Here is a 23,826-nt window from a genome sequence, read left to right as displayed (position 1 = left end):
CATGGACCTGGTCTTCTACGGCTTTGCCGTGCTGCTGTTCGCCGCCTGCATCCTGATGGTGGAAGGCGCCTGGCTGTGGTGGTCGGGCACGCATGGCAGCGCGGCGCGGCGCATCAACCGGCGCTTGCGGCTGATGGCGGCGCGCGGCGAGGGCGGCGGCGAGCGGGTGTCCATCCTCAAGCAGCGCCGCTATGCGCGTTCGCCCGGCCTGGAGCGCTTGCTGCGGCGCCTGCCGCAGGCGGCGCGGCTGGACCGGCTGCTGCTGCAATCGGGTTTGTCCTGGTCGGTGGCGCAATTCCTGGGCGGCAGCGGCGCCCTGCTGCTGGCGGCCTTGCTGCTGTTACTGGCCTGGTCCATGCCCTTGCCCGGCGCCTTGCTGCTGCTGTCCGTCGCCGTGAGCGCACCGTGCCTGTTGGTGCTGCGCGCACGTGCGGCGCGGCTGAAAAAGATCGAGGCGCAACTGCCGGAAGCGGCCGATTTCCTGGCCCGCGCGCTGCGCGCCGGACACTCGTTTTCGAATGTGCTGCAGATGGTGGGCGATGAACTCAATGAGCCGATCAGCGGCGAATTCAAGATGGCGCACGAAGAGATCAATTACGGCGTGCCGATGAACGAGGCGCTGCAAAACCTGGCTGCGCGCATTCCGCTGACGGACTTGCGCTACCTCGTCATCGCCGTGCTGGTGCAGCGCGAATCGGGCGGCAATCTGGCTGAGGTGCTGGTCAGTATCGCGCGCATCATCCGCGCCCGGCTAAAACTGCTGGGCCAGGTGCGCGTGCTGTCGGCCGAGGGGCGCATGTCGGCCTGGGTGCTGGGCCTGATGCCGGTGGTGATGATCGGCGTCATGGCGCTGGTCAATCCGCAATACATCCGCCTGCTGTGGACGGATCCCAGCGGCATCAAACTGCTGTGGTACGCGGCCGGCATGGTGGCGCTGGGCGTCGTCTGGATGCGCAATGTGATCCGCATCCGTATCTAACGTGGAGAAAATGCCATGACTGGCCCGCAACTGCTGTTCCTGTTGATCGTCTTTGCCGTGGTGGTGGCGCTGGCCCTGCTGGCGTGGCTGATCTTCTTTCCCGGCACCTTGCGCCAGCGCCTGTTCGGCACCATGGCGCCGGCCGCCAGCGAGGCGGTGGCCGATACTGGCTGGGTGGAGCGCGTGGTGCGCGTGGCGCAGCCGTTCAGCAAGCTGTCGCTGCCGGAAGAGGGCTGGGAGCGCTCGCCGCTGCGCACGCGCTTCATGAACGCGGGCTGGCGCCAGGCGAGCGCGCCGGCCCTGTACTTTGCCGCGAAAACCGTGCTGGCCCTGCTGTTTCCCACCGTGCTGGGCTTGTATGCGGCCAGCGCCATGGCGGCGCAGCTGCGCAGCGTGCTGTTGCTGCTGCTGTGCGTCAGCGCCACCGTCGGCTATTACCTGCCCAACCTGGTGCTGGCCGGCACGGCCAAGCGGCGCCAGCGCGACATCTTTGAAAACATCCCCGATGCGCTCGACTTGCTGACCGTCTGCGTGGAAGCGGGCCTGAGCCTGGAGCGCGCGCTGGTGAAGGTGTCGGGCGAAATCCACATCAAGAGCGTGGTGCTGGCGCAGGAATTGCAACTGGTGCTGATGGAAATGCGCGCCGGCTTTTCCAAGGAAAAGGCACTGCGCAACCTGGCCCTGCGCAGCGGCGTGGAAGACGTCGACACCCTGGTCGCCATGCTGATTCAATCGGAACGCTTCGGCACCAGCATGGGCGATTCGCTGCGCGTGCATTCGGAAAACCTGCGCGGCAAGCGCAGCCTGCTGGCCGAGGAGGCGGCAGCGAAGATCGCGTTAAAACTGCTGTTCCCGCTGATCTTTTGCGTCTTTCCCACCCTGATGCTGGTGCTCATGGGGCCGGCCGTGATCGAAGTCTATCGCGTGCTCGTGCCGGCCATGGCCAGCCGCTGAAAGGAGTCACCATGCGCTTGACGCTTTCCCGCCTGGCCGCCGCCTGCGCCTGCCTGGGACTGGCCGCCTGTACCACGCAGCTGGCCCATGCACCGGGGCCGCAGTGGCCTGACGCCGATGCCGCCTATGCGGCGGGACGCCAGCATTTCGAACGGGGCGACCTGCCTGCGGCGCAAGCGGCCTATGAGCAAGCGCTGCGCCATGCGCCGCGCCACGTGAACGCGCGCAACGGCCTGGCCGTGCTGCACGCGCAGCGCGGCGAGCACGCTGCCGCCATCGCCCAGTGGCAGGCGCTGACGCAGGAAACGGGCACGCCGCAGCCGCAGCAGGCCTATCTGTTCAGCAATCTCGGCCATGCCTATTATTTAAGCGGCCGCGATGCGCAAGCGTTGACTGCGCTGGAACAGGCGTGCCTGCTCGATCCGCTCAATGCGCTGGCCTGGCAGCACCTGGCGCAAGTACTGGAACGGCTGGGACAGCACGAGCGCGCGGCCGTCATGCGGCACCAGGCGGCCAGCTTGCAGGAACACGATGTGCGGCGCGACATGGCCGTCGTGCGTGGCGAGGCGGCGCCGAAGGTGGTGCCGGAGCCGGTACCGGATGCGCCCGCCATGGCGCGCGTGGAGATCACGCAGAGCGATGGCATGGCCCAGCTGCGGCGCGTGCCAGCGGCGGTGCGCAGCCTGCCCGTTGGCCCTGTGCTGCCTGCGGCGCCTGTGCCCGTGGCCGGCGCGCCGCATCCGCGCCTGGAAATCGTGAACGGCAACGGCGTGCCTGGCCTGGCCGCCGCGCTGGCGCGCAGCCTGGCCGGCACGCCCGTGCAGGTGGTGCGCCTGGCCAATGCAGGCAGCTTCCAGGTGGCGCGCACGCGCGTCGAATACCGGCCCGCGCAGGAGCAGGCGGCGCGCCAGCTGGCCCGCCAGCTGGGAACGCAGGTGCAGACCCAGGTGCAGATCCAGGCCGCCGACTGCCCTGCCAGCGAGCTGCGCCTGGTACTGGGGCGCGACCTGAGCGACCCGGCCATGTTGCACCGCTATTATCTGCAGCAATTGCAGCTGGCCCGCCGGGCGCTGGCACGGCTCGGCTAACACGCATCGGCGGGCATAAAAAAACACGCGGCGCCTTGGCGGGCGCCGCGTGTTTTTCACGTGCCGGTGTTTATTGCTGCCGGCGGCGGCGCGTAAAGGCGAGGCCGGCCAGTCCCGTGCCCAACAGGAACAGCGTGCCCGGTTCCGGTACCGCCAGCGGCGGATCGATGACGACGATATCGGTGCGCGTGGACTTGGAAAAATTCAGGGTGTAGCTGCCGGCGGGCAGGGCGAAATTCGAGGTCAGGGAAAACATCGCGAAGTCATTCGTGAAGGTGCGCCCGGTGGCCGGGTCGTTGGTGCCGCTCGTCATGTTCAGGCTGAACGGATCGAGGCTGCCGACCGTATGGTTGCCGTTGATGTCGCTGCCATTGCTGGCATTGCCATCGGGCGCGAACTGGAAGATCACGCCATCGGCATTCGCATTCGACAGGCAGCCGACGGGGCTGGCGGTATTGCATGAGATATTGAAAATATCCATGATCGACACGCTCGACTTGTCGCCCATGGTCGTCACGTTGGTGCGCAGGTCGCGCCGTCCCATGAAGCTGAAGGTGATGAAGCCGGCGCTCGACAGCGTCAGGTTGACGGAGCCGGTGAGGGTGTCGCCGGCCGTGGCCGTGGCGGCGCCGATCGAGTTGCGCTGTGCTTCGGCCACGGCGCGCACGGTGGCGCCGCCATTGAGCATATTGCCGAAGGCATGCGCATCGCCGCGCGCGAATTCCAGGGTGGCACTGGGACTCGGTGCGTAGTGGTTTTGCGGCAAGCCGCTGCAGCCGCCGCCCGAACACACTTGCAGCACGTCGGCATTGGCGGCCGGGCCCGTATTGACGGCGCGCGGATTGACGGCCACGCCGCCCTCGAAGAAGGCGCTGTCGCTGGCGTTGCGGTTGGCGCCGGCCAGCGACAGCGTGCCGGCACTGGTGGTGATGCGGAAATTGTTCAATTCGTTGACGGCCAAGCCGTACGCGCCGGCCTGCGCCTGGCCGCTGGCCAGCAGGCTGGCCGCCGCCAGCGCACCCAGCCAGCCCAAGGTCTTGTTTCGTGTGTGATCGACGTTCATCGCAGCCTCTTATCGTAGTCAGTCTCGGAAAATCCGGGGGACAGAGAATCCAGAATGACTTGCCTGGATTCATTTCGTAGACAGTGATAAGCAGCTTGCGTGCCACACAAAAAAATCACATCGAATCAAACACTTGCGCAAAGCGAGCTGAGCTGGAAATGGCAAAGTGTAAGAAAGGCCGACGCCGCCTGGCGGGCGGTATCGGCCAGCCTCAGGTGCCTCGGTGATAGCCCAGGTGGCCGCCCGAATTGCGCGCGCAGCCGCAACCGATGCGCGCCACTTCCTCGCCTTCCGTCAGTTTCCAGTTGGTAATCGTCGTGTGCTGCCAGTCGATGTCGCTTTTCTTGACAGGTTTCACCGTCAGCGTTCGGTGTTCGACATCCGTATACTCCATCAGCTCTTCGTCGTCGGCGATGTCGAAATGGCGGTGGATCAGGGAAATGCCGAAGCGGTCGAGCGCGCCATAGCGCTGCAGCACGTCGCGCAGTTCGCGAAAGCAGGCCAGGTCGTCGGGCCGCAGCGGATCGACGGCGGAAATATCGGCGACGGGCTGCCATTGCATGGCGTGGATGTTCAGGCTGTGCATGATGTTCTCCTGTACCCCCTGTATCAAGCCCAGGCTGCAGGAGGGGTGCTGGCACGCCTGGCGAAATGGTCATCGTGGCCGCAACGCCGCTGCGGCGCTTGCGCCAGATCAAAGGTGCGGCACATCGCACCTCGCCCGGTAAAATAGGCCATGGCAAACAAAACCCCCACCTTCCCCGGCGCGCGCACGGGCCGCGGCCAGGTCCTGGCCGTGCTGCTGTCGAACCGCGACCAGTCCGGCGCCGAGCCGCTGCAAGGCCGCGTCTCGCTGGCCGCCATCGTGAAAGCGCTGAAACGCAAATACCACTGGCCCATCGAGACGCACAGCTTTCCCGCGAACACGCAGGACGGCCGTGCCAGCTGGGCGACCGTCTACAGCTTGCCGGACAAGGTGATCGAGACCGCGCTGGAAGCCGGCGGCCGGGAGTGGCTGGAGAGCCGGGGCGTGCCTGGACGGCGCTGAACGCGCCGTCTGAACTTATTCGAGCCGGAAGCCGACCTTCAGCGTGACCTGGAAGTGCGCCACCTTGCCATCGACGATATGGCCGCGCGATTCCGTCACTTCATACCAGTCCATGTGCTTGACCGTCAGCGCCGCCTTGGCAATGGCATCGCGTATCGCCTGATCGCTGCTCTCGGTCGACGTTCCCACCAGTTCGATCAGCTTGTAAGTGTGTGCGGACATGATATTTCCCCAGGTAGGCAAGCCAGACATCGGGAGCCTGCTTTGCGCAGGCACGTGCTCATCTTGCGCCTAAACGTGCTGATAGTCATTGCGCGGCGCAGCAATGCGTCACGCAAGCGGGAAAAAGAAAAAAGGGCTTACATCTCTGTAAGCCCTTGATATTCTGGTGCCGACTGCCGGTTTCGAACTGGCCACCTGATGATTACAAATCAACTGCTCTACCAAATGAGCTAAGTCGGCAAAAACTGCGCGTTGCGAATTATACGCTATTTAATGCGTGTCAGGGTCGGGCGGCCGCCTTTTTTTGGTGGCTCGTCGTCGCCGGGCGTGGCGTTGTCGCGTTGTTCGGGGGAGCTGGCCGGTACGGACGACAGGGTCGGAGCGCTGCTGGCGGGGGCGAGCACGGGCGGCGGGACGTCGGCCGAGGCGGGGCTGTCCGTCGGTTGCGCGTCCGGGTCATCGTTGCCCAGCACGGGCTCGAAGGCCATGCCCTGGCCGTTTTCGTTGGCGTAGATGGCCATCACGTTGTCGACCGGCACGTAGATTTCGCGCGAGACGCCGCCGAAGCGGGCGTGGAAGCGGATGGCGTCGTTGTCCATCTTCAGGCCGCTGGTGGCGCCGAAGCTGATGTTGAGCACGATTTCGCCCTTTTTCACGTATTCCATCGGTACCGTGGTGCGCGAATCGACTTTGACCGCGAGATAAGGCGTGTAGCCGCTGTCGGTGCACCACTCGTAGATGGCGCGCAGCATATAAGGTTTGGTTGAGATTTCAGACATGATAGGCACTGTGAGGCGGGAGCGCCGCCGGCAACAAATGGCGGGCGCACCGGTAATTCAATGAAACGATGGGACAACTCATTCGATAAAAGAACAAAGAATACAGTTGGCCCAAGATGCCCCAGAAAGCGTCGCGAGCAAGCCCGATATCGGCTTGAGTAACGCAGCCGTACATGCGTACGGCGAGTAACGCCAAGTCGAGAGCGGGCTGCGCAGCAGCTTTATGGGGATATCTTTTAGCGGCGCATGACTTTCTCGGATGGCGTCAGCGCTTCGATGTAGGCAGGACGCGAGAAGATGCGTTCGGCGTATTTCATCAGCGGTGCAGCCGTCTTCGACAGTTCGATGCCGTAATGGTCCAGGCGCCACAGCAGCGGCGCGACAGCCACGTCGAGCATCGAGAATTCGTCGCCCAGCATGTACTTGTTTTTCAGGAACAGTGGCGCCAGGGTCGTCAGGCGGTCGCGGATTTCCGCGCGTGCCTTGTCGTGGGCCTTGTCGTTGCTCTTGGCGCGTTCGCTTTCCAGCACGTGCACGTGCACGAACAGTTCTTTTTCGAAATTGAACAGCATCAGGCGCGCGCGGGCACGCATCAGCGGATCGGCCGGCATCAGTTGCGGATGCGGGAAGCGCTCATCGATGTACTCGTTGATGATGTTCGATTCATACAGGATCAGTTCGCGTTCGACCAGGATAGGCACCTGGCCATACGGATTCATGGTCGAGATGTCTTCCGGTTTGTTGAACAGGTCGACGTCGCGCACTTCGAAGTCCATGCCTTTTTCAAACAGGACCAGGCGGCAGCGTTGCGAAAATGGGCAGGTTGTACCCGAATAGAGAACCATCATTTTTTATAGTTCCTTAGAAACAAAGGGGGTGAAGCCGCGAACGGCTCACCCCAGGTCGCTTGTCCACTCATGCGGACAACGCAGAAACAGGCATAAACCGGCCTATGGCCGGCGCCTCACTTATTTGACTTCCTTCCAGAACGACGCGTTAAGGCGCCATGCCAGCAGAGCAAAGACCGACAGGAACAGCAGTACCCAAACGCCCAGGCGCTTGCGTGTCTGCTGTGCCGGTTCGGCCATCCACTCCATGTAGCCGACCAGGTCGGCTACCGCATTGTCGTACTCGATCTTGTTCAACGTACCTGGCTTGACCTGCTCGAAGCCGGCAAATTTGTGGATCTTCTTGCCAGCTTCGTGCGGATCATTCTCTTCCACGAACTTGGCAGTCTGGACACCTTGCAATTCCCATAATACATGCGGCATGGCAACATTCGGCACGACCATGTTGTTCCAGCCGGTCGGACGAGTGTCGTCTTTATAGAACGTACGCAGGTAAGTATACAGGTAGTCGCCGCCTGTGCCAGCGGAAGATGATTTCGCGCGCGAAATTACCGACAAATCGGGCGGTACGACGCCAAAGAAGGCCTTGGCGTCCTGCGGTGCCAGGGAAGTCGTCATCAGGTCGCCGACTTTATCGCCGGAGAACAACAGATTCTTCTTGATCTGGTCTTCCGTCAAGCCCAGGTCGCGCAGGCGGTTGTAGCGCATCGACACGGCGGCGTGGCAATTCAAGCAATAATTGACGAACAATTTGGCGCCATGTTGCAGCGCTGCCATGTTCGTCTGGCGGTCAGGTGCCTTGTCCAGCGGAAAGCCGCCTTCGCTGGCGAGAGCCATGGCAGGCACGAAGGCCAGGATGGCGAGCAGTTTTTTTGCAATCTTCATATGATGTATGTCCTTTGAGCGTGGCGTGAGAGCGGCTTAGTGCGGGTGAAACGTCACACGCGACGGCACGGTCTTGAACTTGCCCATGGCACTCCACCATGGCATCAGCAGGAAGAAGCTGAAGTAAATCAGGGTGCACACTTGCGACACGATGGTTTTCGTATCCGTTGGCGCCTGGGTCCCGAGGTAGCCGAGGATCAGGAACGACAGGCCGAAGATGGCATAGATGTATTTGTGCCAGGTCGGACGGTAGCGGATCGATTTCACGGGCGAATGGTCGAGCCATGGCAGGAACGCCAGGATCACGACGGAACCGCCGAAGAACACCACGCCCCAGAATTTCGCATCGAGCACCTGCGGCAGCATGCCGATGATGGCGACGATGGCAATGCCGGCGATGATGGACTTGACCGTCGTCGACAGGCGCGACTTGAGCCAGATGAACACCACGTAGGCGGCCACGACACCCATCAGCACGTACATGAAGTCGGCCGTGGTGGCACGCAGCACCGAGTAGAACGGCGTGAAGTACCAGGTTGGCGCGATGTGCAGCGGGGTCTTCAGCGAATCGCCGGGCAGGAAATTGTTGTATTCCAGGAAGTAACCGCCCATTTCCGGCGCGAAGAAGACGACGGCGCTGAAAATGACGAGGAAGATCGAGACGCCGAACAGGTCATGCACGGTGTAGTAGGGATGCGAAGGAATCGAATCGACGGGGTGGCCATCGGCGCCCAGGTTTTCTTTCACTTCGATGCCGTCCGGGTTGCTCGAACCGACTTCATGCAGGGCGATCAAGTGCGCTGCAACCAAACCCAGCAGTACCAGCGGGATGGCGATCACGTGGAAGGCGAAGAAGCGGTTCAGGGTCGCGTCGGACACCACATAGTCGCCGCGGATCCACAGCGACAGGTCAGGGCCGATGAACGGGATGGCGCCGAACAGGTTGACGATCACTTGCGCGCCCCAGTACGACATCTGGCCCCATGGCAGCAGGTAGCCGAAGAACGCTTCGGCCATCAGGCACAGGAAGATGGCGAAACCGAACAGCCAGATCAGTTCACGTGGCTTGCGGTACGAGCCATACAGCAGGCCGCGCGTCATGTGCAGGTAGACGATGATGAAGAAGGCGGAGGCGCCCGTCGAGTGCATGTAGCGCACCAGCCAGCCCCACGGCACTTCGCGCATGATGTACTCGACGGAATTGAAGGCCAGGGCCGCATCCGGTTTGTAGTGCATGGTCAGGAAGATGCCGGTGACGATCTGCAAGACCAGCACCAGCATGGCCAGCGAGCCGAAGATGTACCAGAAGTTGAAATTTTTCGGGGCGTAGTACTTGCCCCATTGGTCGTTCCACAGCTTGGTCAGGGGAAAGCGGTCATCGACCCAGCCCAGCGCTTTTTCGGCGACGGGAGCGTCTGCCGGGAATTTCGTTTCTTTGAAAGCAGCCATGATCAAGCCTCGCCTTTCTCGTCTTTACCTATCAGCAATTTGGTGTCGCTCAGGTACATATGGCGCGGCACTTGCAGGTTGTCCGGTGCCGGCTTGTTCTTGAACACGCGGCCTGCCATGTCGAAGGTGGAGCCGTGGCAAGGGCAGAGGAAGCCGCCTTCCCAGTCATCGGGCAGCGACGGTTGCGGGCCGGGGGCAAATTTCGAGGAAGGGGAACAGCCCAGGTGGGTGCAGATGCCGACGGCGACGAGAATTTCAGGCTTGATCGAGCGCGCTTCGTTCATGCAGTACTCTGGCGTGAATTCGGCGGGGTTGCGCTGGGAATTGGCATCGGCGACTTTGCCGTCGGTCTTTTTCAGGGACGCGATCATTTCCGGCGTGCGCTTCAGGATCCAGACCGGCTTGCCGCGCCATTCGACGGTGCGCATTTCGCCGGGTTGCAAGGTGGTGATGTCTACTTCGACCGGCGCGCCAGCCGCTTTCGCGCGCTCCGACGGCTGGAAGGTGCTTACCAAGGCTCCCGCGGTTGCCAATCCAACTACACTGCCCGCCGCGCACGTGGCGACGAGCAAGCCGCGACGGCCTGAATCGACCTGCTTTTCGTTACTCATGCAAACCCCAATCAGTCAAAATGCGAATCTTTATTATGAGTGGCAGCCGCGAAAAACCGTCGCCGAAGCTCTTTCCCACCGATTGCCGCAACCCGCATCTTTGTACGGTAAAGTGGCAACATCCCTGCGGAACTTCGGTCAATGGCGCAGCCCGTGCCAGTTTCTTGTTGATTATCCGGAAGTGAAAAAGCCACTTCTGGCAACCGCAAATTATAAGTGAAGCAAACAACGAATAAAACAAAAACGTTGCTTGTACCATAATTTATATACTTTTGCAGGAGGTGGCTAGTTCTTTCGAACTAGATGCGCTCAGCTGTGCACGAATTGGTCCTGCCGGCAACCACAAGTTGGTGGCACTGGGAATCAATAGTATGATCGGCATGTTTTTTATACATATCCGAAGGAGAAATTCATGGCAATGATGAAAGAATTTAAAGAATTTGCAATGAAAGGCAACGTCGTCGATCTGGCGGTCGGTGTCATTATCGGTGGCGCCTTCGGCAAGATTGTCGATTCCCTGGTGCAAGACGTGATCATGCCGCCCATCGGCCGCATTTTCGGCGGCCTCGATTTCGCCAATTACTACCTGCCCCTGAATGGGCAAGCCACGACGATGACCCTGGTGGAAGCGAAAAAGGCGGGCGCTGTGCTGGCCTACGGTAACTTCCTGACCATCTTGCTCAATTTCGTCATTCTCGCCTTTATCATCTTCCAGATGGTGCGTCTGATGAACAAGGCCCGCCGCAGCGAACCGGTCGCGCCGGCCCCGGCACCGGCCACGCCGGAAGACATCGTGCTGCTGCGCGAAATCCGCGACTCCCTGCAGCAGAACGCACGCAACAGCAACAATCTGGCAAAATAAGCCGTTCCGGCACCGGCCGGCTGACATGGGCAGAGAACTGTATGCGACGATTCTGGTTATTGTTTGCGCAAACCGTGACGATCGCGTTGGCGCTGTACTTTGTGTACGGCGCGCTGCGCCCGGCCAGCCGGGTACAGCAGCTGGGCTCTCCCGCCAAGCCGGTGCCCGTGGTGGAAACGGCGTCGAGCAGTCTGGCGCCCGGTTCCTACCGCGACGCGGCGGCGCGCGCCATGCCCGCCGTCGTCAACATCCTCACCCTGCAAGTGCCCAAGCGCGGCGCCCATCCGCTGGCGCGCGATCCCTTCTTTAAACGTTTCTTCGGCGACCGCGACCCGGACGGCGAGGATGACGAAGACTTGAAAAACAGCCTCGGCTCGGGCGTCATTGTCAGCCATGAAGGCTATGTGCTGACCAACAACCATGTGGTCGAAGGCGCCGATGAAATCGAAGTGGTGCTGACCGATGGTCGCAAGGCGCCCGCCAAGGTGGTGGGCCTGGACCCGGAAACGGACCTGGCCGTCATCAAGATCAACCTCGACAAGCTGCCCGTCATCGTGCTGGGCCAGTCGGAACTGGCGCGCGTGGGCGACGTGGTGCTGGCCATCGGCAACCCGTTCGGCGTGGGCCAGACGGTGACCATGGGCATCATCTCCGCCCTGGGCCGCAACAACCTGCACATCAACAGCTTTGAAAACTTCATCCAGACGGATGCGGCCATCAACTTCGGCAATTCGGGCGGCGCCCTGGTCGATACGCGCGGCAATCTGATCGGCATCAATACGGCGATTTATTCGCAAAGCGGCGGCTCCGTCGGCATCGGCTTCGCCATTCCCGTCTCGACGGCCAAGACGGTGATGGAAGCCATCATCAAGGATGGCCACGTGGTGCGCGGCTGGATCGGCGTGGAAACCCAGGACATCACGCCCGAGCTGGCGCAAAGTTTTAACTTGCAGCGCACCAGCGGCGCCATCATCGCCGGCGTGGTGCGCAACGGCCCGGCCGACAAGGCGGGCATCGTGCCCGGCGATATCCTGCTGACGGTGCAAGGCAAGCCCGTCGGCGACACGACGGAAATGCTCAACCTGATCGCCCAACTGCCGCCCGGCGAAAAAGCTAAAATGACGGTGCTGCGCAAGAATCGCGAAGCGGCACTCGACGTGATGGTGGGCAAGCGCCCCATCCCGAAAGAGCTTTCCAAATAGTTGCTGATCGGAATTTGACACATGCATGTGCGTGATTTGACCCAATTTTTACGTGAACTGAGCGACAACAACAACCGTCCCTGGTTTGTCATGAACAAGCCCCGCTACGACATCCTGCGCGAGGAATTCCTCGCGCTGGTGACGTCGCTGATCGGCGAGCTGGGCAAGTTCGATCCGGCCGTGAAATACTGCAATCCGAAGAAGGCCTTGTTCCGCATCAACCGCGACGTGCGTTTCGCGCACGACAAGAGCCCGTATAAAACGCGTTTTTCGGCCGCCATCGCGCCGAACGACATGCGCCGTCCCAGCAAGGCGGGCGGTCCCACGTATTACCTGCAGATCGATGGCCAGGGCAATCTGCTGTTCGGCGCCGGCGAATACATGCCGCCGCCGGGCCGCCTGAAGGCGCTGCGCGAGCACATGGTCAACGACGCGCCAGGTTTTTCCAAAGTGCTGAAGAATAAGCGTTTGAAGGCCCGTTTCGGCACCATCCAGAACGAGGGCAAGCTGCAGCGCCCGCCCAAGGGTTTCGAGGCGGATGCCGAACATATCGAATTCATCAAGCTGAAGAGCTTTTTTGTCTGGACCGAAGTGCCGCTGCCCGTCAATGAACCCGAGAAACTGCTGCCGACCCTGGCGGAAGGCTTGAAGGATGCGTGGCCGCTGGTCGAGTGGATGCGCGGCGCGAAAGAGCCGGAGGAAGTCAGCGAGTAACTGCCGAAGGAGCACATGATGGCACTGGAGCACGCAAGTTCAGGACAGGTGATCGAGGTGCTGCGCAGGGATGGCGACGACCTGTCGCAGTTTTCCGCCATCGCGCTGGCCAGGACGGACGAACTGGAATTGATTCGCATGTGCATGCCCAAGGGCAAGACCATGCCCGAGCATCATGTGCTCGGTGAAATCACCTTGCTGTGCCTGCAAGGGCAGGTGGCGGTGACGGCGCATGGCGGCGAGCACCTGCTGGGTCCGGGGCAGATGCTGTACCTGCTCGGCGGCCAGGCGCACGCCCTGGAAGCGCGCGAAGACAGTTTATTGCTGCTCACCATACTCATGCACAAGGCGGGGCGCTAGGTTTGCCCTGGCGGGGGCTGGCCGCCTTAGGCCGCCTCGGCGCGCGGATCGCGCGACAGCAGCTGCTGCACCATCACGTGCGGCAAATCCCCATCGAACAGCACGCCGGCCACCGCATTGGTGATCGGCATGTCGACGCCCATGCGGCGCGCCAGTTCGCGCACGGCCTTGGCGCACGGTACGCCTTCGGCCACGTGACCGAGTTCGGCCACGATGGTGCCCAGCGCCTTGCCTTGCGCCAAGCCCAGGCCGACCCGGCGGTTGCGCGACAGGTCGCCCGTGCAGGTGAGAATCAAGTCGCCCATGCCCGTCAAGCCCATGAACGTTTCCGTCTGGCCACCCAGGGCCGTGCCCAGGCGCGTGATTTCCGCCAGGCCACGCGTGATCAGCGCGGCGCGCGCATTCAAGCCCAGGCCCAGGCCGTCTGCCACGCCGGTGGCAATGGCCAGCACGTTCTTGACGGCGCCGCCCACTTCCACGCCCACCAGGTCTTCGCTCGCATACACGCGGATGGTGCCGCCATGCAAGGCCGAGACGACGGCGCCGCGCAATGGCGCGCTGTGCGAAGCGATGGTCAGCGCGCACGGCAAGCCGCGCGCCACTTCCTGCGCAAACGAGGGGCCGGACAGGGCGCCGCCGGGGATATTGTCGCCCAGCACTTCCTGCACGATCTGGTGCGGCAGCAGGCCCGTGCCGCCTTCAAACCCCTTGCACAGCCACACCAGGTTCGGGATGGCCTTGTCTTTCAGCTGGTGCAGCATGGGGCGCAAGCCCGCCACGGGGCAGGCGGCGATCAGGAGGCCGTGCTCGCCGCCGGCATGCGCGACGGCCGCGTCGAAGTCGGCGCCGATACGCAGTTGCGGCGGCAAAGGGAAGCCCGGTAAATAACTGTTTTCGCCGCTGGCGGCCATGGCGGCCATGGCTTCGCCATTGCGGCCCCACAGCAGCACGTCGTGGCGGCCGGCCAGGGCCATGGCCACGGCCGTGCCCCAGGCGCCGGCGCCCAGCACGGTAATGCGGCGCGGGGCGGCCTTGGCGGCGGTATCGGGAGTGTTTTCAGGGGAAACTTGCATGCAACCTCAGTCTGGCAGGGGGAGGGGCACGGCGCGGCTGGCCGTTGCCCGGGTGAGTCTGGCGGTGCTTACAGCCCCCACACTTCGCTGGTCTTGACGTAGCCGCTCTGGCCATCCTTGTGGCGCACCTTGAGCCAGCCGGAGCTCGGTTGCTCGCTCATTTCCAGCAGCACGCCCTTGTCGACGAGGATGATGGCGGAGGCGTTGTCGTCGGGGCTGGCGCGGACCTTGAGGTTCGCGGCGCGCGCCACGACGTTGCGCTTGGCCGACAGGCCCTTGGCTTCCGTCCAGGCCATTTCGCCGCTGGCGTCGCGCACCTTGACCCATTCGCCGTAGCTGAGCACGACTTCCAGCGGCATGCCGCGTGGCGCCACGTACAGCTTGCCGCCCTTGCTGGACGGCGCGTCGTACAGGATGACGGGGTTTGCTCCCACCGTCTTGAAATCGACGGCGTGACTGGCGGCGGTGGCCAGCAGCAGCACGGCGCCGGCCATCCAACGGAACTTGCTCAAGAGCGCACTTTTCAACATGATATTTTTTGAACCTTAACGAAACACGGCGGCCAGGCCGCCGTGTCAGGCCAGCCTGGACGGCCGGCGGGGTCTTGCAAGAGCTTAGTGCGTTTCGCTGGCTGCTGGTGCTGCTGCAGCGGCGTCAGCAATAGCTTGCAGACGTTGTTGGTAGAACACTTCGAAGTTGATCTCGGCCAGGTGCACTGGCGGGAAGCCGGCACGGGTGATCACGTCGGCGATGTTGGCGCGCAGGTAAGGGTAGATGATGTTCGGGCAGCCGATTCCCAGCAGCGGATCGAGTTGATCGGCAGGAATGTTGCGTGCTTCGAAGATACCGGCTTGCTTGCCTTCAACCAGGAAAGCGACTTTTTCGCCGACCTTGGCCGTCACGGTGATGGTCACGGTGGCTTCGAAGATGCCGTCGGCCAGAGGCGCAGCGCCCACGTCCAGAGCGACTTCGATCGCTGGTGCTTCTTGTTCCAGGAAAATAGCTGGGGAATTTGGTTGTTCCAGCGACATGTCTTTCAGGTAGACGCGTTGGATTTGGAAGACTGGTTGCAGATTTTCGTCAGACATGGAACGCTTTCGTTGTAAGGGACAAGAACGGCACACCGTTCAAATATGGTGCTTGCGGTATTCAAACCGCGCCGGGTAGGCGCGGCCAGATCAGGTGCGAGGGCAATTGTATCAAAACAATACGACAAAAAACCAAGCAATTTCTCGAACCCGCTTTATATCAGGCTGCCGTGCCGTTTAACAAGGGGTCGAGCTTGCCAGCTTGATCGAGCGCATACAAATCGTCGAATCCGCCCACGTGGGTATCGCCCACATAGATTTGCGGCACCGTGCGGCGGCCCGTGCGTTCCATCATCTTGATGCGCTCTTCCGGGTCGAGGTCGACGCGGATCTTTTGCACGGCGACGCCCTTGGCTTCCAACAGGCGCTCGGCGCGCACGCAATACGGGCACACGGCGGTGCTATACACAATTACGGGGACGGTCATGATGATTCCTTCTAGTTAAATGCCGGCTTACTTCGCCAGCGACAGGGTTTTTAATGGCAAACCCTGCTTTTTCCATTCGTCGAGGCCGCCTTCCAGGCTTGTTGCCTCAGCGAAACCGGCTTTGCCCAGCAGGCCGACGGCGGTTGCCGAACGCGAACCTTTCTGGCAAACCACTACAATGGGGCGCGTTTTGAATTTTTCCAGCTCGCCCAGACGTTTTGCCAGTTCCGGCAGCGGAATATTTTTTGCGTCAGGCAAGTGGCCCGTGGCGAATTCTTCCGCGCTGCGTACGTCGACGATGATGGTCTTGCCACGGTTGATCAGTTGCGTGACTTCCAGCACGGTCGCGCGCTTGCCGCGCATCGACAGCAGTGGCCAGAGGAGGGCGCCGCCGGAAATAATGACGATGGCAAACAGAAAAATGTGGTCGATAATGAATTTCACGTAGGGTCCAATGGTTTAAGTCAATCCGCGCATTATAAAATAGAAGCTGGACGAGGTCTTTTTACGTTTTGCTTTTTTGATTTGAACCCCTTGAGAAGATAGAACTATGTACAAAATCGTTTTCATGCGTCACGGCGAGTCCACCTGGAATCTCGATAACCGCTTCACCGGCTGGACCGACGTCGATCTGACGGAAAAGGGTGTCAACGAAGCCAAGGCCGCCGGCCAGATCCTCAAGCAGGAAGGGTTTACGTTCGACGTGGCCTACACTTCCGTCCTGAAGCGCGCCATCCGCACCCTGTGGCTGGCCCTCGACGAGATGGACATGATGTATTTGCCGATCAAGAACGACTGGCGCTTGAACGAGCGCCACTACGGCGCCCTGCAAGGCCTGGACAAGGGCGAGACGGCCGCCAAGTATGGCGACGAGCAAGTGTTGGTCTGGCGCCGCAGCTACGACACGCCGCCGCCGCCGCTGGAAGCGAATGACGACCGCGCCTCGTACAACGATCCGCGCTATGCCGGCTTGCCGAAAGCGTCGATTCCGCTGACCGAATGCCTGAAGGACACCGTGGCGCGCGTGATGCCGGCCTGGGATGAGGAAATCGCCCCGGCCATCCGCGCCGGCAAGAAGATCATCATTTCGGCCCACGGCAACAGCCTGCGCGCGCTGATCAAGATGCTCGATGGCATCAGCGACAGCGACATCGTCGGCCTGAACATCCCGAACGGCCAGCCGCTCGTGTATGAACTGGACGCCGACCTGAAACCGATCCGTCATTACTACCTGGGCGACCCGGCAGCGATTGCGGCAGCGCAAGCTGCCGTGGCGAACCAAGGGAAGGCCAAGTAACTTGTTGTCTTTCTTCCGCGGCACAGCGATCGCCCCCTCTGCTGAACGACCCCTGCCGGCGTGGCGCGCCGGCGCCATGCTGTGCGCAGCGCTGCTCTTGTCGAGCGGTGCCGCACAGGGTGCCAAGCCCACCGAACGCAGCAAGCAGAAAGCGGCCGCGGAAGCACAACGTGCTGGATTGCAACAAAAGCTGACGGCGCTCAAGCGCGACATCAGCCGCACGGAAAGCGCCAAGGATGACGCGGCCGATACCCTGGCCGAGTCGGAAGAGGCCATTTCCAACGCCAACCGCGCCTTGCGCGACCTGGCGCAGGAACAAAGCGAGACGGGCCTGAAACTCAATGCGCTGGGGCAAGAGCACCAGCAGTTGACGGCCACCGTCGAGAAACAAAAGACGCAGCTGTCGAAGTTGCTGCGTGAACAATATGTCGCCGGTAACGAAGACCGCATCAAGCTGCTCTTGTCGGGCGACAACCCGAACCGCATCAACCGCGACTTGCAATTGATGGCCTATGTGTCGCAGGCGCAGGCGCGCCTGCTGGAAGCCTTGCGCGCCAACTTGCTGGCCGTGGAGAAAAACCAGGCGGACGTGCAGAACGCCAAGGATGAGCTGGAAGAAATCGCGCAGGAAGAGCGCGACCAGAAGGCCTTGCTGGTGCAGGAGAAGGCGCGCCGCGCCGCCTTGCTGACGAGTTTGTCGCAGCGCCTGGTGGCGCAGCGCAAGGAAGTGGGCAATGTCGAGCGCGACGAACAGCGCATGGGCAACCTGGTCGACAAGCTGGCGAAACTGATCGAAGAGCAGGCTGCTGCCGCCGCGGCCGAAAAGAAACGTCAGCAATTGCTGGCCGAGCAGCGCGCCGCCGCGAAAGCGGCCGCCGACGCCAAGATCGCCGCGGAAAAACGCGAACGCCTGCTGGCCGCGCGCGCCAAGGCCGCCCAGGCGCAGGCCGAACGCGAACGCATTGCGAAAGAGCAACAAAACAAATCGGGCAAGATCAAGCCGCAGACGCCGCCACCGCCGCCCGTGAAGCTGGAACCGATCGATGACGACGAGCCGCCGCAAGTGGCCAAGGTGGCACCCAAGCCCGAGCCGAAGCCGGAACCGGAGCCGGAACGCCCAAGCCTGGGCCCGGCCGCGCCGGCCGGCGCCTTTGCCAGCATGAAAGGGCAACTGCGCGCGCCCGTGGCGGGCAAGATCGCCGCCCGCTTCGGCAGCAAGCGCGGTGACGGCCCCAGCTGGAAGGGCGTGTTCATCCGCACGGGCGAAGGCAGCGAGATCCACGCCATCGCCGGCGGCCGGGTGGTGTTTTCCGACTGGCTGCGCGGTTTCGGCAATTTGATCATCGTCGACCATGGCGGCCAGTACATGAGTATTTATGGCAATAACCAATCCTTGCTGAAACGCGTGGGCGATGCCGTCAAGAGCGGCGACGCCATTGCCAGCGCGGGCAACAGCGGCGGCAACGAGGAATCAGGGCTATACTTTGAACTGCGTCATCAGGGCCGCGCCTTCGACCCCGCCACCTGGGTGAAGTTTTAAGTTCCCACCATTGCTGCGGCAGCAAAATTGTAGATTGCGAAGAATTCATGGGTATCAAAGTCAAAAGTATCGGCCTGATCGGTCTGGGCGTACTGGCCGGCATCGGGATGTCGCTGCAGTACCCGGCCGTGGCGCAGAAAATCACGAATGCCCCGCTGCCGCTCGACGAGCTGCGCCAGCTGTCCGACGTCTTCGGCCTGATCAAGACCGATTATGTCGAGAAGGTGGAAGACAAGAAACTCTTGACGGAAGCCATTTCCGGCATGGTGTCCTCGCTGGACCCGCATTCCGTCTACCTCGATAAAAATGCCTTCAAGGAAATGCGCGAAAGCGTGCAGGGCAAGTTTGTCGGCATCGGCATCGAAGTGAGCATGGAAGACGGCTACGTGAAAGTCGTCTCGCCCATCGAGGACAGCCCCGCCGCCAAGGCCGGCATCCTGGCGGGCGACCTGATCACCCGTCTCGACAATATCCCGCTGAAAGGCTTGCAACTGGAAGACGTGATCAAGAAGATGCGCGGCCAGCCTGGCAGCAAGCTGGTGCTGACGATGTCGCGCAAGGGCGAAAGCAAGCCGCTGGTCTTTCCCATCGTGCGCGAGGAAATCCGCGTGCAAAGCGTGAAGGCCAAGATGGTCGCGCCCGGCTATGCCTGGCTGCGCATCGCCCAGTTCCAGGAACCGACCGTCGATGACATGGTCAAAAAGATCAACGCGTTGTATGCGCAAGACCCCAAGCTCAAGGGCTTGGTGCTGGACTTGCGCAACGATCCCGGCGGCGTCGTGCCGGGCGCCATCGGCGTGGCGACGGCGTTTCTTCCGGGGAATTCCGTGATCGTCTCGACCAAGGGCCAGTTGCCCGAGTCGAAACAGGTGTTTTATGGCCGCCGCGAATTCTATGCGCCGCCGGGCGCCAAGGCCGACCCGCTGGCCAAGCTGCCGGCCGCGCTGAAAACCGTGCCGCTGGTGGTGCTGGTCAACGCCGGTTCCGCGTCCGCCTCGGAAATCGTCGCCGGCGCCTTGCAGGATTACCAGCGCGCCACCGTCATCGGCACGCAGACGTTCGGCAAGGGTTCCGTGCAAACCTTGCGCCAGATCACGGCCGATACGGCCGTCAAGCTGACGACGGCCCGCTACTACACGCCGAAAGGCCGCGCCATCCAGGCGCGCGGCATCGTGCCCGACCTGCTGGTCGATGAAACGGCCGAAGGCGACGGCTGGAACAGCCTGCGCGTGCGCGAAGCGGACCTGGAAAAACACTTGAGCAGCGACGATGGCAAGCCGGAAGCGGCCAAGCCGACCATGGAAGGCATGCAGGATCAGCTGGAAGAAGAGCAGCGCCTGATCGCCACGGCGAAAAAGCGCAAGCCGCTCGAATACGGCGCCAAGGATGATTTCCAGCTGCAGCAAGCGTTGAATCATTTCCAGGGCTTGCCGGTGCAGCTGGCCAAGGTGGACCCGAAGGTGGAGAAGATCGGCGCCAAGCCGGAAATTGCTTCCGACATCAAGGCGGACGACAAGAAGATTCCCGTGCGCAAACCGTAGTCGCCGCCATGAACGACGCCCAATTGCTGCGCTATTCGCGCCACATCCTGTTAGACGAGATCGGCATCGAAGGCCAGCAAGCCTTGCTCGACGCGCACGTGCTGGTGATCGGCGCGGGCGGGCTCGGTTCGCCCGCGGCCATGTACCTGGCCGCCAGCGGTGTCGGCAAGCTGACCCTGGTCGATGACGACACGGTCGATTTGACCAATCTGCAGCGCCAGATCGCCCACACGACGGCCCGCGTGGGCCAGCCGAAAGTGCTGTCGGCGCGCGAAACCTTGACCGGCATCAATCCCGAGATAGCCATCATCGCCTTGCAGGAGCGTCTGGACGGCGCGCGCCTGGCCGAACTGGTCTGCTCCAGCACGGTGGTGCTCGACTGCACCGACAACTTCGCTACGCGCCACGCCGTCAACCGCGCCTGCGTGGCGGCCAGGGTGCCGCTGGTATCGGGCGCCGTGATCCGTTTCGACGGGCAAGTGAGCGTGTTCGACCCGCGCACGGGCACGCAGCCCTGTTATTCCTGCCTGTTTCCGCAGGAGCAGCAGTTCACGGACGAGGCGTGCTCGACCATGGGCGTGTTCGCGCCGCTGGTCGGCGTGGTCAGCGCCATGCAGGCGGCCGAGGCCTTGAAGCTGATCATGGGCGCGGGCGAATCCTTGGCCGGACGGCTGCTGCTGCTCGACGGTTTGCACATGGAATGGAGCAGCATGCGCGTCGCGCGCGACCCCGGCTGCGCCGTTTGCGGCAAAATGGTCTTGCCGGCCTGACGGCCGCCGCACAAATTTTTCCCCATATGACAAGCTTTGTCATATTTCCGCTTTATACTCTGCTCTCATTACTCACCTTCTTCTCTCTTTCTTATGCAAAACGCAGCAAACCATCCGATACGCCAGCGCCGCGCGCGCGGCTTCACTTTGATAGAAATCATGGTCGTGGTGGTGATCATGGGCATCCTCGCCTCGCTGGTGGTGCCCAAGCTGATCGCCCGCACGGGCGAGTCGAAAGTGGCGGCGGCGAAAGTCGACATCGCCACCGTGATGCAAGCCTTGAAACTGTACCGCCTGGATAACCAGCGCTACCCGACCACCGAGCAGGGCTTGCAGGCGCTGATCGAGAAACCGACCACGGGACCGGCCGCGAATGGCTGGAAAGCGGGCGGCTACCTGGAAAAGATGCCGAAAGATCCATGGGGCAACCCGTACCAGTACCTGTCGCCGGGCGTGAAGGGCGAAGTCGACATCATCTCGCTGGGCGCCGACGGCCAGCCCGGCGGTAGCGGCGACGATGCCGATATCGGCTCCTGGGAACTGTAAGTTTTCCATTGCATGCCTGCCATGACCACCGGTCGCGCACTGCCCCGGCCACGCGCCAGCGGCTTCACGCTGATCGAATTGCTGGTGGTGATGGTCATCATCGGCGTCACCCTGGGCCTGGTATCGCTGAATGCGATGCCGAATGGCCAGCAGGCGCTGCAAAAGGAAGCCGAGCGCATCGCCCTGCTGCTGCAGTTGGCGCGCGATGAAGCCATCGTGCGCAGCCGGCAGGTGGCGTTCGAGGCGGACGAAAATCAATACCGTTTCCTGGTCCTCAATGAAAAGCTGTGGCAACCCGTGACGCAGGACGATTTGCTGCGCGAGCGCGCGTTTGCGAATACTCCCATGCTGCTCAGCGTGCAGCCGTCGAGCAGCGTGGCCCAGCCGCTGCGCATCATCTTCGGCCGCGAACCGGTCGACAAGCCTTTTGTGCTGACCCTGGCCAGCGGCGAGCGCAGCGTGGCCATCCGCGCCGACGGCATCGGCCACTTCACGGTCGAGCAATGATGGCCTTCCCACGACAACGCCGCCAGCTTGGCTTCACTTTGCTGGAAGTCCTGGTCGCCCTCGTCATCGTCGGCACGGCCCTGGGCGCCTCGCTGCGCGCCGTCGGCAGCCTGACGCAGAACAGCGACGGCTTGCGCAGCGCCATGATGGCCACCTGGTCGGCGGAAAACCACCTGGTGCGCTTGCGCCTGGCGAAGACGTTCCCGCAGACGGGCAAGCGCACGGTCGACTGCCCGCAGGGCGACTTAAAACTCATCTGCGAGGAAGAAGTGGTGGCCACGCCGAATCCCCGCATCCGCCAGGTGCGCGTCAACGTGTACGACGTGCAATATCCGGCCCGGCGCATCGTGCGCCTGGTCTTGCTTTCCTTTAACGACTGATGGCGCGCCGCCCCGTCCCCGCTGGCGGTTTCACGCTGATCGAGCTGCTCGTGGCGATCGGCATCCTGGCCATGGTCGCCGTGCTGGGCTGGCGCGGCCTGGACAGCATCATGCGTTCGCGCGAAGTGCTGACCAGCCAGCTGGAGCAGGCGCGCGGCATGCAGCTGGCGTTTGCCCAGATGCAAAGCGATTGCGACCACCTGGCCGGCGCCGGCCAGAACAACAATCTGCTGAATGGCCGCATCAACCTGACGGCGGAAAACGACCGCCTGACCCTGGTGCGCCTGGCCGCGTCGGAGCAGGAGCCGCAGCAGTTGCAAGTGGTCACTTACCGCCTGCGTGGCGGCGTGCTGACGCGGCGCGAGTCGAACGGCACGCGCGACCTGGCCGTGCTCGACACCCTGTGGCAGGCGGCGCGCGACGATACCGATACCTCCAGCGCCGACGTGACCCTGATGCGCGGCGTCGACAGCATGGTCATGCGCGGCTGGAACAATGGCGCCTGGAACGTGCTGACGGCGGGTGCCACGATCTCCACGCAAGTGCCGGGTCTGGAAGTGACCCTGCAGATGCCGGGCCAGGACGCGGGCCTGTCCAAAGTCTTTTTATTGGGACCGGGATGAAGCCGTTTATTCGCCCCGCGCGCCAGCGCGGCGTGGCCGTCATCACGGCCTTGCTGCTGACGGCGCTGGCCATCACGGTCGTCGCCAGCCTGTTCTGGCAGCAGCAGGTGCAGGTGCGTTCGATGGAAAACCAGCGCCTGCGCCTGCAGACGCAGTGGGCCATGCGCGGCATGGTCGACTTCGCCCGCTTCTGGCTGCGCCAGGACAATCCCATGCTGACGGCCCTGGACGGCGTGTGGGCCACGCCCATCGAGGAAGCGCGGCTCGACGATTACGTGGACCGCGAAAAGGTCGACACGGAAAAATTCGACGCCACCGTCTCGGGCCGCGCACTCGATGCGCAGGCGCGTTTTAATATTACCAACCTGGTCGACGCCACGGGCACCGTCAGCAAGCCCTACGTGCAGGCCTACCAGCGCTTGCTGTCCAACTTGCAGCTCGATAGTTCCCTGGCGCAGGCGACGGCCGATGCCGTGCTGCGCGCGCGGCCGAAACCGCGCGCCGCCGGCAGCGATGGCAAGACGCCAGCCGCCCCCGCGTCCACGGGCGGCGGCAGCGAGCCGGTGGCGTTCACGCAGGTCGAGGACTTGCTGGCCGTGCCCGGCTATACGCCGCAAATCATCGAAAAGCTGCGCGATTTCATCATCGTGCTGCCGGAAATCACACCCGTGAATGTGAATACGGCGCCGGCCGAGGTGCTGGCGGCCGTGACGATGCTGTCGCTGTCCGAAGCCAGCGCGCTGACCTTGAGCAATCCGCGTAAAAAGTTTGTCGATTTTGCAAACTTCAAGAATAATATCAATGGCAGTGTGATTGAGGGCGTCGAGCTGGACGTGAAGAGCCGCTACTTCCTCACCGTCATCCGCGTGCGGCTGGACCGCGCCGCCCTCGATGCCGTGGCGCTCGTCAATCGTAAAACGGATCCGCAGCGCACCACCAGCCTGGTCTGGCTGCGGGAAAATTAACAGCT

The 23,826-nt window shown here is 62.5% G+C and carries 30 protein-coding genes and 1 tRNA gene; 17 read left to right on the top strand and 14 right to left on the bottom strand.

The features are described from left to right. Position 1 precedes the first annotated feature (1 nt). Genes ACQ4WQ_RS14430 through ACQ4WQ_RS14420 form a run of 3 tightly spaced genes read left to right on the top strand, consistent with a single transcriptional unit; the run spans position 2 to position 3,021 of the window. Complete coding sequence (locus ACQ4WQ_RS14430) at positions 2-979, top strand: type II secretion system F family protein (protein ID WP_326458884.1); 978 nt, start codon at positions 2-4, stop codon at positions 977-979. A 15-nt stretch (positions 980-994) separates the two neighbouring features. Next, positions 995-1,933 carry a type II secretion system F family protein gene (locus ACQ4WQ_RS14425; RefSeq protein ID WP_326457746.1) on the top strand — a complete coding sequence of 313 codons (939 nt, stop codon included), beginning with the start codon at positions 995-997 and terminating at the stop codon, positions 1,931-1,933. Positions 1,934-1,944: 11 nt separating this feature from the next. Then, positions 1,945-3,021 (top strand): LytR C-terminal domain-containing protein, encoded by a 1,077-nt coding sequence (locus ACQ4WQ_RS14420; protein ID WP_436497927.1) that lies wholly within the window; start codon positions 1,945-1,947, stop codon positions 3,019-3,021. 70 nt (positions 3,022-3,091) lie between these two features. Here ACQ4WQ_RS14420 and ACQ4WQ_RS14415 read toward each other — a convergent pair whose 3' ends face one another. Both ACQ4WQ_RS14415 and ACQ4WQ_RS14410 read right to left on the bottom strand, forming a co-directional pair. After that, positions 3,092-4,084, bottom strand: a complete 993-nt coding sequence (locus ACQ4WQ_RS14415; RefSeq protein WP_436497925.1) for an EDSAP-1 family PEP-CTERM protein — start codon at positions 4,082-4,084, stop codon at positions 3,092-3,094. Between the two features lie 211 nt (positions 4,085-4,295). Continuing rightward, entirely contained in the window at positions 4,296-4,670 is a 375-nt protein-coding gene (locus tag ACQ4WQ_RS14410) for a hypothetical protein (RefSeq protein WP_436497923.1), read from the bottom strand. A 150-nt stretch (positions 4,671-4,820) separates the two neighbouring features. Between ACQ4WQ_RS14410 and ACQ4WQ_RS14405 the strand changes: the two genes are divergently transcribed. Then, on the top strand, positions 4,821-5,132 hold the full coding sequence (locus tag ACQ4WQ_RS14405; protein WP_436497921.1) for a hypothetical protein: 312 nt from the start codon (positions 4,821-4,823) through the stop codon (positions 5,130-5,132). Between the two features lie 15 nt (positions 5,133-5,147). Here ACQ4WQ_RS14405 and ACQ4WQ_RS14400 read toward each other — a convergent pair whose 3' ends face one another. The 7 genes from ACQ4WQ_RS14400 to petA form a co-directional block, all read right to left on the bottom strand. Then, on the bottom strand, positions 5,148-5,354 hold the full coding sequence (locus tag ACQ4WQ_RS14400) for a dodecin (protein WP_034753599.1): 207 nt from the start codon (positions 5,352-5,354) through the stop codon (positions 5,148-5,150). 164 nt (positions 5,355-5,518) lie between these two features. Next, a tRNA-Thr gene (locus ACQ4WQ_RS14395) sits at positions 5,519-5,594 on the bottom strand. Positions 5,595-5,620: 26 nt separating this feature from the next. Further along, the gene (locus ACQ4WQ_RS14390) at positions 5,621-6,133 is read right to left on the bottom strand and encodes a ClpXP protease specificity-enhancing factor (RefSeq protein ID WP_086147887.1); all 513 of its coding nucleotides are present in this window, start codon (positions 6,131-6,133) and stop codon (positions 5,621-5,623) included. Between the two features lie 236 nt (positions 6,134-6,369). Continuing rightward, on the bottom strand, positions 6,370-6,981 hold the full coding sequence (locus ACQ4WQ_RS14385; RefSeq protein ID WP_010394154.1) for a glutathione S-transferase N-terminal domain-containing protein: 612 nt from the start codon (positions 6,979-6,981) through the stop codon (positions 6,370-6,372). 120 nt (positions 6,982-7,101) lie between these two features. Next, positions 7,102-7,866 carry a cytochrome c1 gene (locus tag ACQ4WQ_RS14380; protein WP_326457741.1) on the bottom strand — a complete coding sequence of 255 codons (765 nt, stop codon included), beginning with the start codon at positions 7,864-7,866 and terminating at the stop codon, positions 7,102-7,104. A 36-nt stretch (positions 7,867-7,902) separates the two neighbouring features. Then, complete coding sequence (locus ACQ4WQ_RS14375) at positions 7,903-9,315, bottom strand: cytochrome b (protein ID WP_152254124.1); 1,413 nt, start codon at positions 9,313-9,315, stop codon at positions 7,903-7,905. A 2-nt stretch (positions 9,316-9,317) separates the two neighbouring features. Beyond that, a complete protein-coding gene (gene petA / locus ACQ4WQ_RS14370; protein ID WP_034753009.1) occupies positions 9,318-9,926 on the bottom strand; it encodes a ubiquinol-cytochrome c reductase iron-sulfur subunit in 609 nt (202 codons plus the stop codon). A gap of 412 nt (positions 9,927-10,338) precedes the next feature. Between petA and mscL the strand changes: the two genes are divergently transcribed. From mscL to ACQ4WQ_RS14350, 4 genes are read left to right on the top strand one after another with little or no spacing between them, the layout of a single operon-like run. Beyond that, positions 10,339-10,788 (top strand): large conductance mechanosensitive channel protein MscL, encoded by a 450-nt coding sequence (gene mscL / locus ACQ4WQ_RS14365; protein ID WP_070258531.1) that lies wholly within the window; start codon positions 10,339-10,341, stop codon positions 10,786-10,788. A gap of 41 nt (positions 10,789-10,829) precedes the next feature. Further along, positions 10,830-11,990 (top strand): Do family serine endopeptidase, encoded by a 1,161-nt coding sequence (locus ACQ4WQ_RS14360; RefSeq protein ID WP_071650259.1) that lies wholly within the window; start codon positions 10,830-10,832, stop codon positions 11,988-11,990. Between the two features lie 21 nt (positions 11,991-12,011). Further along, on the top strand, positions 12,012-12,704 hold the full coding sequence (locus tag ACQ4WQ_RS14355; protein ID WP_436497917.1) for a DUF2461 domain-containing protein: 693 nt from the start codon (positions 12,012-12,014) through the stop codon (positions 12,702-12,704). Positions 12,705-12,719: 15 nt separating this feature from the next. Then, positions 12,720-13,064 (top strand): cupin domain-containing protein, encoded by a 345-nt coding sequence (locus ACQ4WQ_RS14350; RefSeq protein ID WP_227742087.1) that lies wholly within the window; start codon positions 12,720-12,722, stop codon positions 13,062-13,064. A 26-nt stretch (positions 13,065-13,090) separates the two neighbouring features. Here the strand turns inward: ACQ4WQ_RS14350 and ACQ4WQ_RS14345 are convergent, their stop codons facing one another. The 5 genes from ACQ4WQ_RS14345 to ACQ4WQ_RS14325 form a co-directional block, all read right to left on the bottom strand. Beyond that, the gene (locus tag ACQ4WQ_RS14345) at positions 13,091-14,137 is read right to left on the bottom strand and encodes an NAD(P)H-dependent glycerol-3-phosphate dehydrogenase (RefSeq protein WP_436497915.1); all 1,047 of its coding nucleotides are present in this window, start codon (positions 14,135-14,137) and stop codon (positions 13,091-13,093) included. A gap of 68 nt (positions 14,138-14,205) precedes the next feature. Next, positions 14,206-14,667, bottom strand: a complete 462-nt coding sequence (locus ACQ4WQ_RS14340) for an SH3 domain-containing protein (RefSeq protein WP_326457736.1) — start codon at positions 14,665-14,667, stop codon at positions 14,206-14,208. Between the two features lie 84 nt (positions 14,668-14,751). After that, positions 14,752-15,225, bottom strand: coding sequence for a protein-export chaperone SecB (gene secB, locus ACQ4WQ_RS14335; RefSeq protein ID WP_034783580.1), 474 nt, complete (start codon positions 15,223-15,225; stop codon positions 14,752-14,754). A gap of 160 nt (positions 15,226-15,385) precedes the next feature. Continuing rightward, positions 15,386-15,652 carry a glutaredoxin 3 gene (gene grxC, locus ACQ4WQ_RS14330; RefSeq protein WP_070220900.1) on the bottom strand — a complete coding sequence of 89 codons (267 nt, stop codon included), beginning with the start codon at positions 15,650-15,652 and terminating at the stop codon, positions 15,386-15,388. A gap of 27 nt (positions 15,653-15,679) precedes the next feature. Next, the gene (locus ACQ4WQ_RS14325; RefSeq protein ID WP_046681994.1) at positions 15,680-16,096 is read right to left on the bottom strand and encodes a rhodanese-like domain-containing protein; all 417 of its coding nucleotides are present in this window, start codon (positions 16,094-16,096) and stop codon (positions 15,680-15,682) included. A 106-nt stretch (positions 16,097-16,202) separates the two neighbouring features. Between ACQ4WQ_RS14325 and gpmA the strand changes: the two genes are divergently transcribed. The 9 genes from gpmA (at position 16,203) to gspK (ending at position 23,821) form a co-directional block, all read left to right on the top strand. After that, a complete protein-coding gene (gpmA, locus tag ACQ4WQ_RS14320; protein ID WP_070220895.1) occupies positions 16,203-16,949 on the top strand; it encodes a 2,3-diphosphoglycerate-dependent phosphoglycerate mutase in 747 nt (248 codons plus the stop codon). 76 nt (positions 16,950-17,025) lie between these two features. Then, positions 17,026-18,489 (top strand): murein hydrolase activator EnvC family protein, encoded by a 1,464-nt coding sequence (locus ACQ4WQ_RS14315; protein WP_436498336.1) that lies wholly within the window; start codon positions 17,026-17,028, stop codon positions 18,487-18,489. A gap of 47 nt (positions 18,490-18,536) precedes the next feature. Next, positions 18,537-20,030: a S41 family peptidase gene (locus tag ACQ4WQ_RS14310; protein ID WP_326457735.1), complete on the top strand. Its 1,494-nt coding sequence runs from the start codon at positions 18,537-18,539 to the stop codon at positions 20,028-20,030. 8 nt (positions 20,031-20,038) lie between these two features. After that, positions 20,039-20,800, top strand: a complete 762-nt coding sequence (locus tag ACQ4WQ_RS14305; protein WP_436497911.1) for a HesA/MoeB/ThiF family protein — start codon at positions 20,039-20,041, stop codon at positions 20,798-20,800. Between the two features lie 93 nt (positions 20,801-20,893). Further along, positions 20,894-21,346 carry a type II secretion system major pseudopilin GspG gene (gspG, locus tag ACQ4WQ_RS14300; protein ID WP_326457733.1) on the top strand — a complete coding sequence of 151 codons (453 nt, stop codon included), beginning with the start codon at positions 20,894-20,896 and terminating at the stop codon, positions 21,344-21,346. 12 nt (positions 21,347-21,358) lie between these two features. Further along, positions 21,359-21,853 (top strand): GspH/FimT family pseudopilin, encoded by a 495-nt coding sequence (locus tag ACQ4WQ_RS14295; RefSeq protein ID WP_051991350.1) that lies wholly within the window; start codon positions 21,359-21,361, stop codon positions 21,851-21,853. Next, positions 21,850-22,233 carry a type II secretion system minor pseudopilin GspI gene (gene gspI / locus ACQ4WQ_RS14290; protein ID WP_326457732.1) on the top strand — a complete coding sequence of 128 codons (384 nt, stop codon included), beginning with the start codon at positions 21,850-21,852 and terminating at the stop codon, positions 22,231-22,233. Before ACQ4WQ_RS14295 ends, gspI begins: the two co-directional genes overlap by 4 nt. Then, complete coding sequence (locus ACQ4WQ_RS14285; RefSeq protein ID WP_326457731.1) at positions 22,233-22,856, top strand: PulJ/GspJ family protein; 624 nt, start codon at positions 22,233-22,235, stop codon at positions 22,854-22,856. The genes gspI and ACQ4WQ_RS14285 overlap by 1 nt, the downstream gene beginning before the upstream one ends. After that, a complete protein-coding gene (gene gspK / locus ACQ4WQ_RS14280; protein ID WP_436497908.1) occupies positions 22,853-23,821 on the top strand; it encodes a type II secretion system minor pseudopilin GspK in 969 nt (322 codons plus the stop codon). Before ACQ4WQ_RS14285 ends, gspK begins: the two co-directional genes overlap by 4 nt. The last annotated feature ends 5 nt before the right edge of the window (positions 23,822-23,826 follow it).

Source organism: Janthinobacterium goodfellowi (assembly GCF_051380695.1).
Taxonomy (GTDB): Bacteria; Pseudomonadota; Gammaproteobacteria; order Burkholderiales; family Burkholderiaceae_D; genus Janthinobacterium.
Note: the sequence above shows the minus strand (reverse complement) of the source record. Positions and strands in the feature narration are given on the sequence as shown.

Bases quoted from the DNA above. Each gene is read 5' to 3' on its own strand.
- ACQ4WQ_RS14430 (WP_326458884.1), top strand. From the start codon at position 2: ATGGACCTGGTCTTCTACGGCTTTGCCGTGCTGCTGTTCGCCGCCTGC.
- ACQ4WQ_RS14425 (WP_326457746.1), top strand. From the start codon at position 995: ATGACTGGCCCGCAACTGCTGTTCCTGTTGATCGTCTTTGCCGTGGTG.
- ACQ4WQ_RS14420 (WP_436497927.1), top strand. From the start codon at position 1,945: ATGCGCTTGACGCTTTCCCGCCTGGCCGCCGCCTGCGCCTGCCTGGGA.
- ACQ4WQ_RS14415 (WP_436497925.1), bottom strand. From the start codon at position 4,084: ATGAACGTCGATCACACACGAAACAAGACCTTGGGCTGGCTGGGTGCG.
- ACQ4WQ_RS14410 (WP_436497923.1), bottom strand. From the start codon at position 4,670: ATGCACAGCCTGAACATCCACGCCATGCAATGGCAGCCCGTCGCCGAT.
- ACQ4WQ_RS14405 (WP_436497921.1), top strand. From the start codon at position 4,821: ATGGCAAACAAAACCCCCACCTTCCCCGGCGCGCGCACGGGCCGCGGC.
- ACQ4WQ_RS14400 (WP_034753599.1), bottom strand. From the start codon at position 5,354: ATGTCCGCACACACTTACAAGCTGATCGAACTGGTGGGAACGTCGACC.
- ACQ4WQ_RS14390 (WP_086147887.1), bottom strand. From the start codon at position 6,133: ATGTCTGAAATCTCAACCAAACCTTATATGCTGCGCGCCATCTACGAG.
- ACQ4WQ_RS14385 (WP_010394154.1), bottom strand. From the start codon at position 6,981: ATGATGGTTCTCTATTCGGGTACAACCTGCCCATTTTCGCAACGCTGC.
- ACQ4WQ_RS14380 (WP_326457741.1), bottom strand. From the start codon at position 7,866: ATGAAGATTGCAAAAAAACTGCTCGCCATCCTGGCCTTCGTGCCTGCC.
- ACQ4WQ_RS14375 (WP_152254124.1), bottom strand. From the start codon at position 9,315: ATGGCTGCTTTCAAAGAAACGAAATTCCCGGCAGACGCTCCCGTCGCC.
- petA (WP_034753009.1), bottom strand. From the start codon at position 9,926: ATGAGTAACGAAAAGCAGGTCGATTCAGGCCGTCGCGGCTTGCTCGTC.
- mscL (WP_070258531.1), top strand. From the start codon at position 10,339: ATGGCAATGATGAAAGAATTTAAAGAATTTGCAATGAAAGGCAACGTC.
- ACQ4WQ_RS14360 (WP_071650259.1), top strand. From the start codon at position 10,830: ATGCGACGATTCTGGTTATTGTTTGCGCAAACCGTGACGATCGCGTTG.
- ACQ4WQ_RS14355 (WP_436497917.1), top strand. From the start codon at position 12,012: ATGCATGTGCGTGATTTGACCCAATTTTTACGTGAACTGAGCGACAAC.
- ACQ4WQ_RS14350 (WP_227742087.1), top strand. From the start codon at position 12,720: ATGATGGCACTGGAGCACGCAAGTTCAGGACAGGTGATCGAGGTGCTG.
- ACQ4WQ_RS14345 (WP_436497915.1), bottom strand. From the start codon at position 14,137: ATGCAAGTTTCCCCTGAAAACACTCCCGATACCGCCGCCAAGGCCGCC.
- ACQ4WQ_RS14340 (WP_326457736.1), bottom strand. From the start codon at position 14,667: ATGTTGAAAAGTGCGCTCTTGAGCAAGTTCCGTTGGATGGCCGGCGCC.
- secB (WP_034783580.1), bottom strand. From the start codon at position 15,225: ATGTCTGACGAAAATCTGCAACCAGTCTTCCAAATCCAACGCGTCTAC.
- grxC (WP_070220900.1), bottom strand. From the start codon at position 15,652: ATGACCGTCCCCGTAATTGTGTATAGCACCGCCGTGTGCCCGTATTGC.
- gpmA (WP_070220895.1), top strand. From the start codon at position 16,203: ATGTACAAAATCGTTTTCATGCGTCACGGCGAGTCCACCTGGAATCTC.
- ACQ4WQ_RS14315 (WP_436498336.1), top strand. From the start codon at position 17,026: ATGCTGTGCGCAGCGCTGCTCTTGTCGAGCGGTGCCGCACAGGGTGCC.
- ACQ4WQ_RS14310 (WP_326457735.1), top strand. From the start codon at position 18,537: ATGGGTATCAAAGTCAAAAGTATCGGCCTGATCGGTCTGGGCGTACTG.
- ACQ4WQ_RS14305 (WP_436497911.1), top strand. From the start codon at position 20,039: ATGAACGACGCCCAATTGCTGCGCTATTCGCGCCACATCCTGTTAGAC.
- gspG (WP_326457733.1), top strand. From the start codon at position 20,894: ATGCAAAACGCAGCAAACCATCCGATACGCCAGCGCCGCGCGCGCGGC.
- ACQ4WQ_RS14295 (WP_051991350.1), top strand. From the start codon at position 21,359: ATGCCTGCCATGACCACCGGTCGCGCACTGCCCCGGCCACGCGCCAGC.
- gspI (WP_326457732.1), top strand. From the start codon at position 21,850: ATGATGGCCTTCCCACGACAACGCCGCCAGCTTGGCTTCACTTTGCTG.
- ACQ4WQ_RS14285 (WP_326457731.1), top strand. From the start codon at position 22,233: ATGGCGCGCCGCCCCGTCCCCGCTGGCGGTTTCACGCTGATCGAGCTG.
- gspK (WP_436497908.1), top strand. From the start codon at position 22,853: ATGAAGCCGTTTATTCGCCCCGCGCGCCAGCGCGGCGTGGCCGTCATC.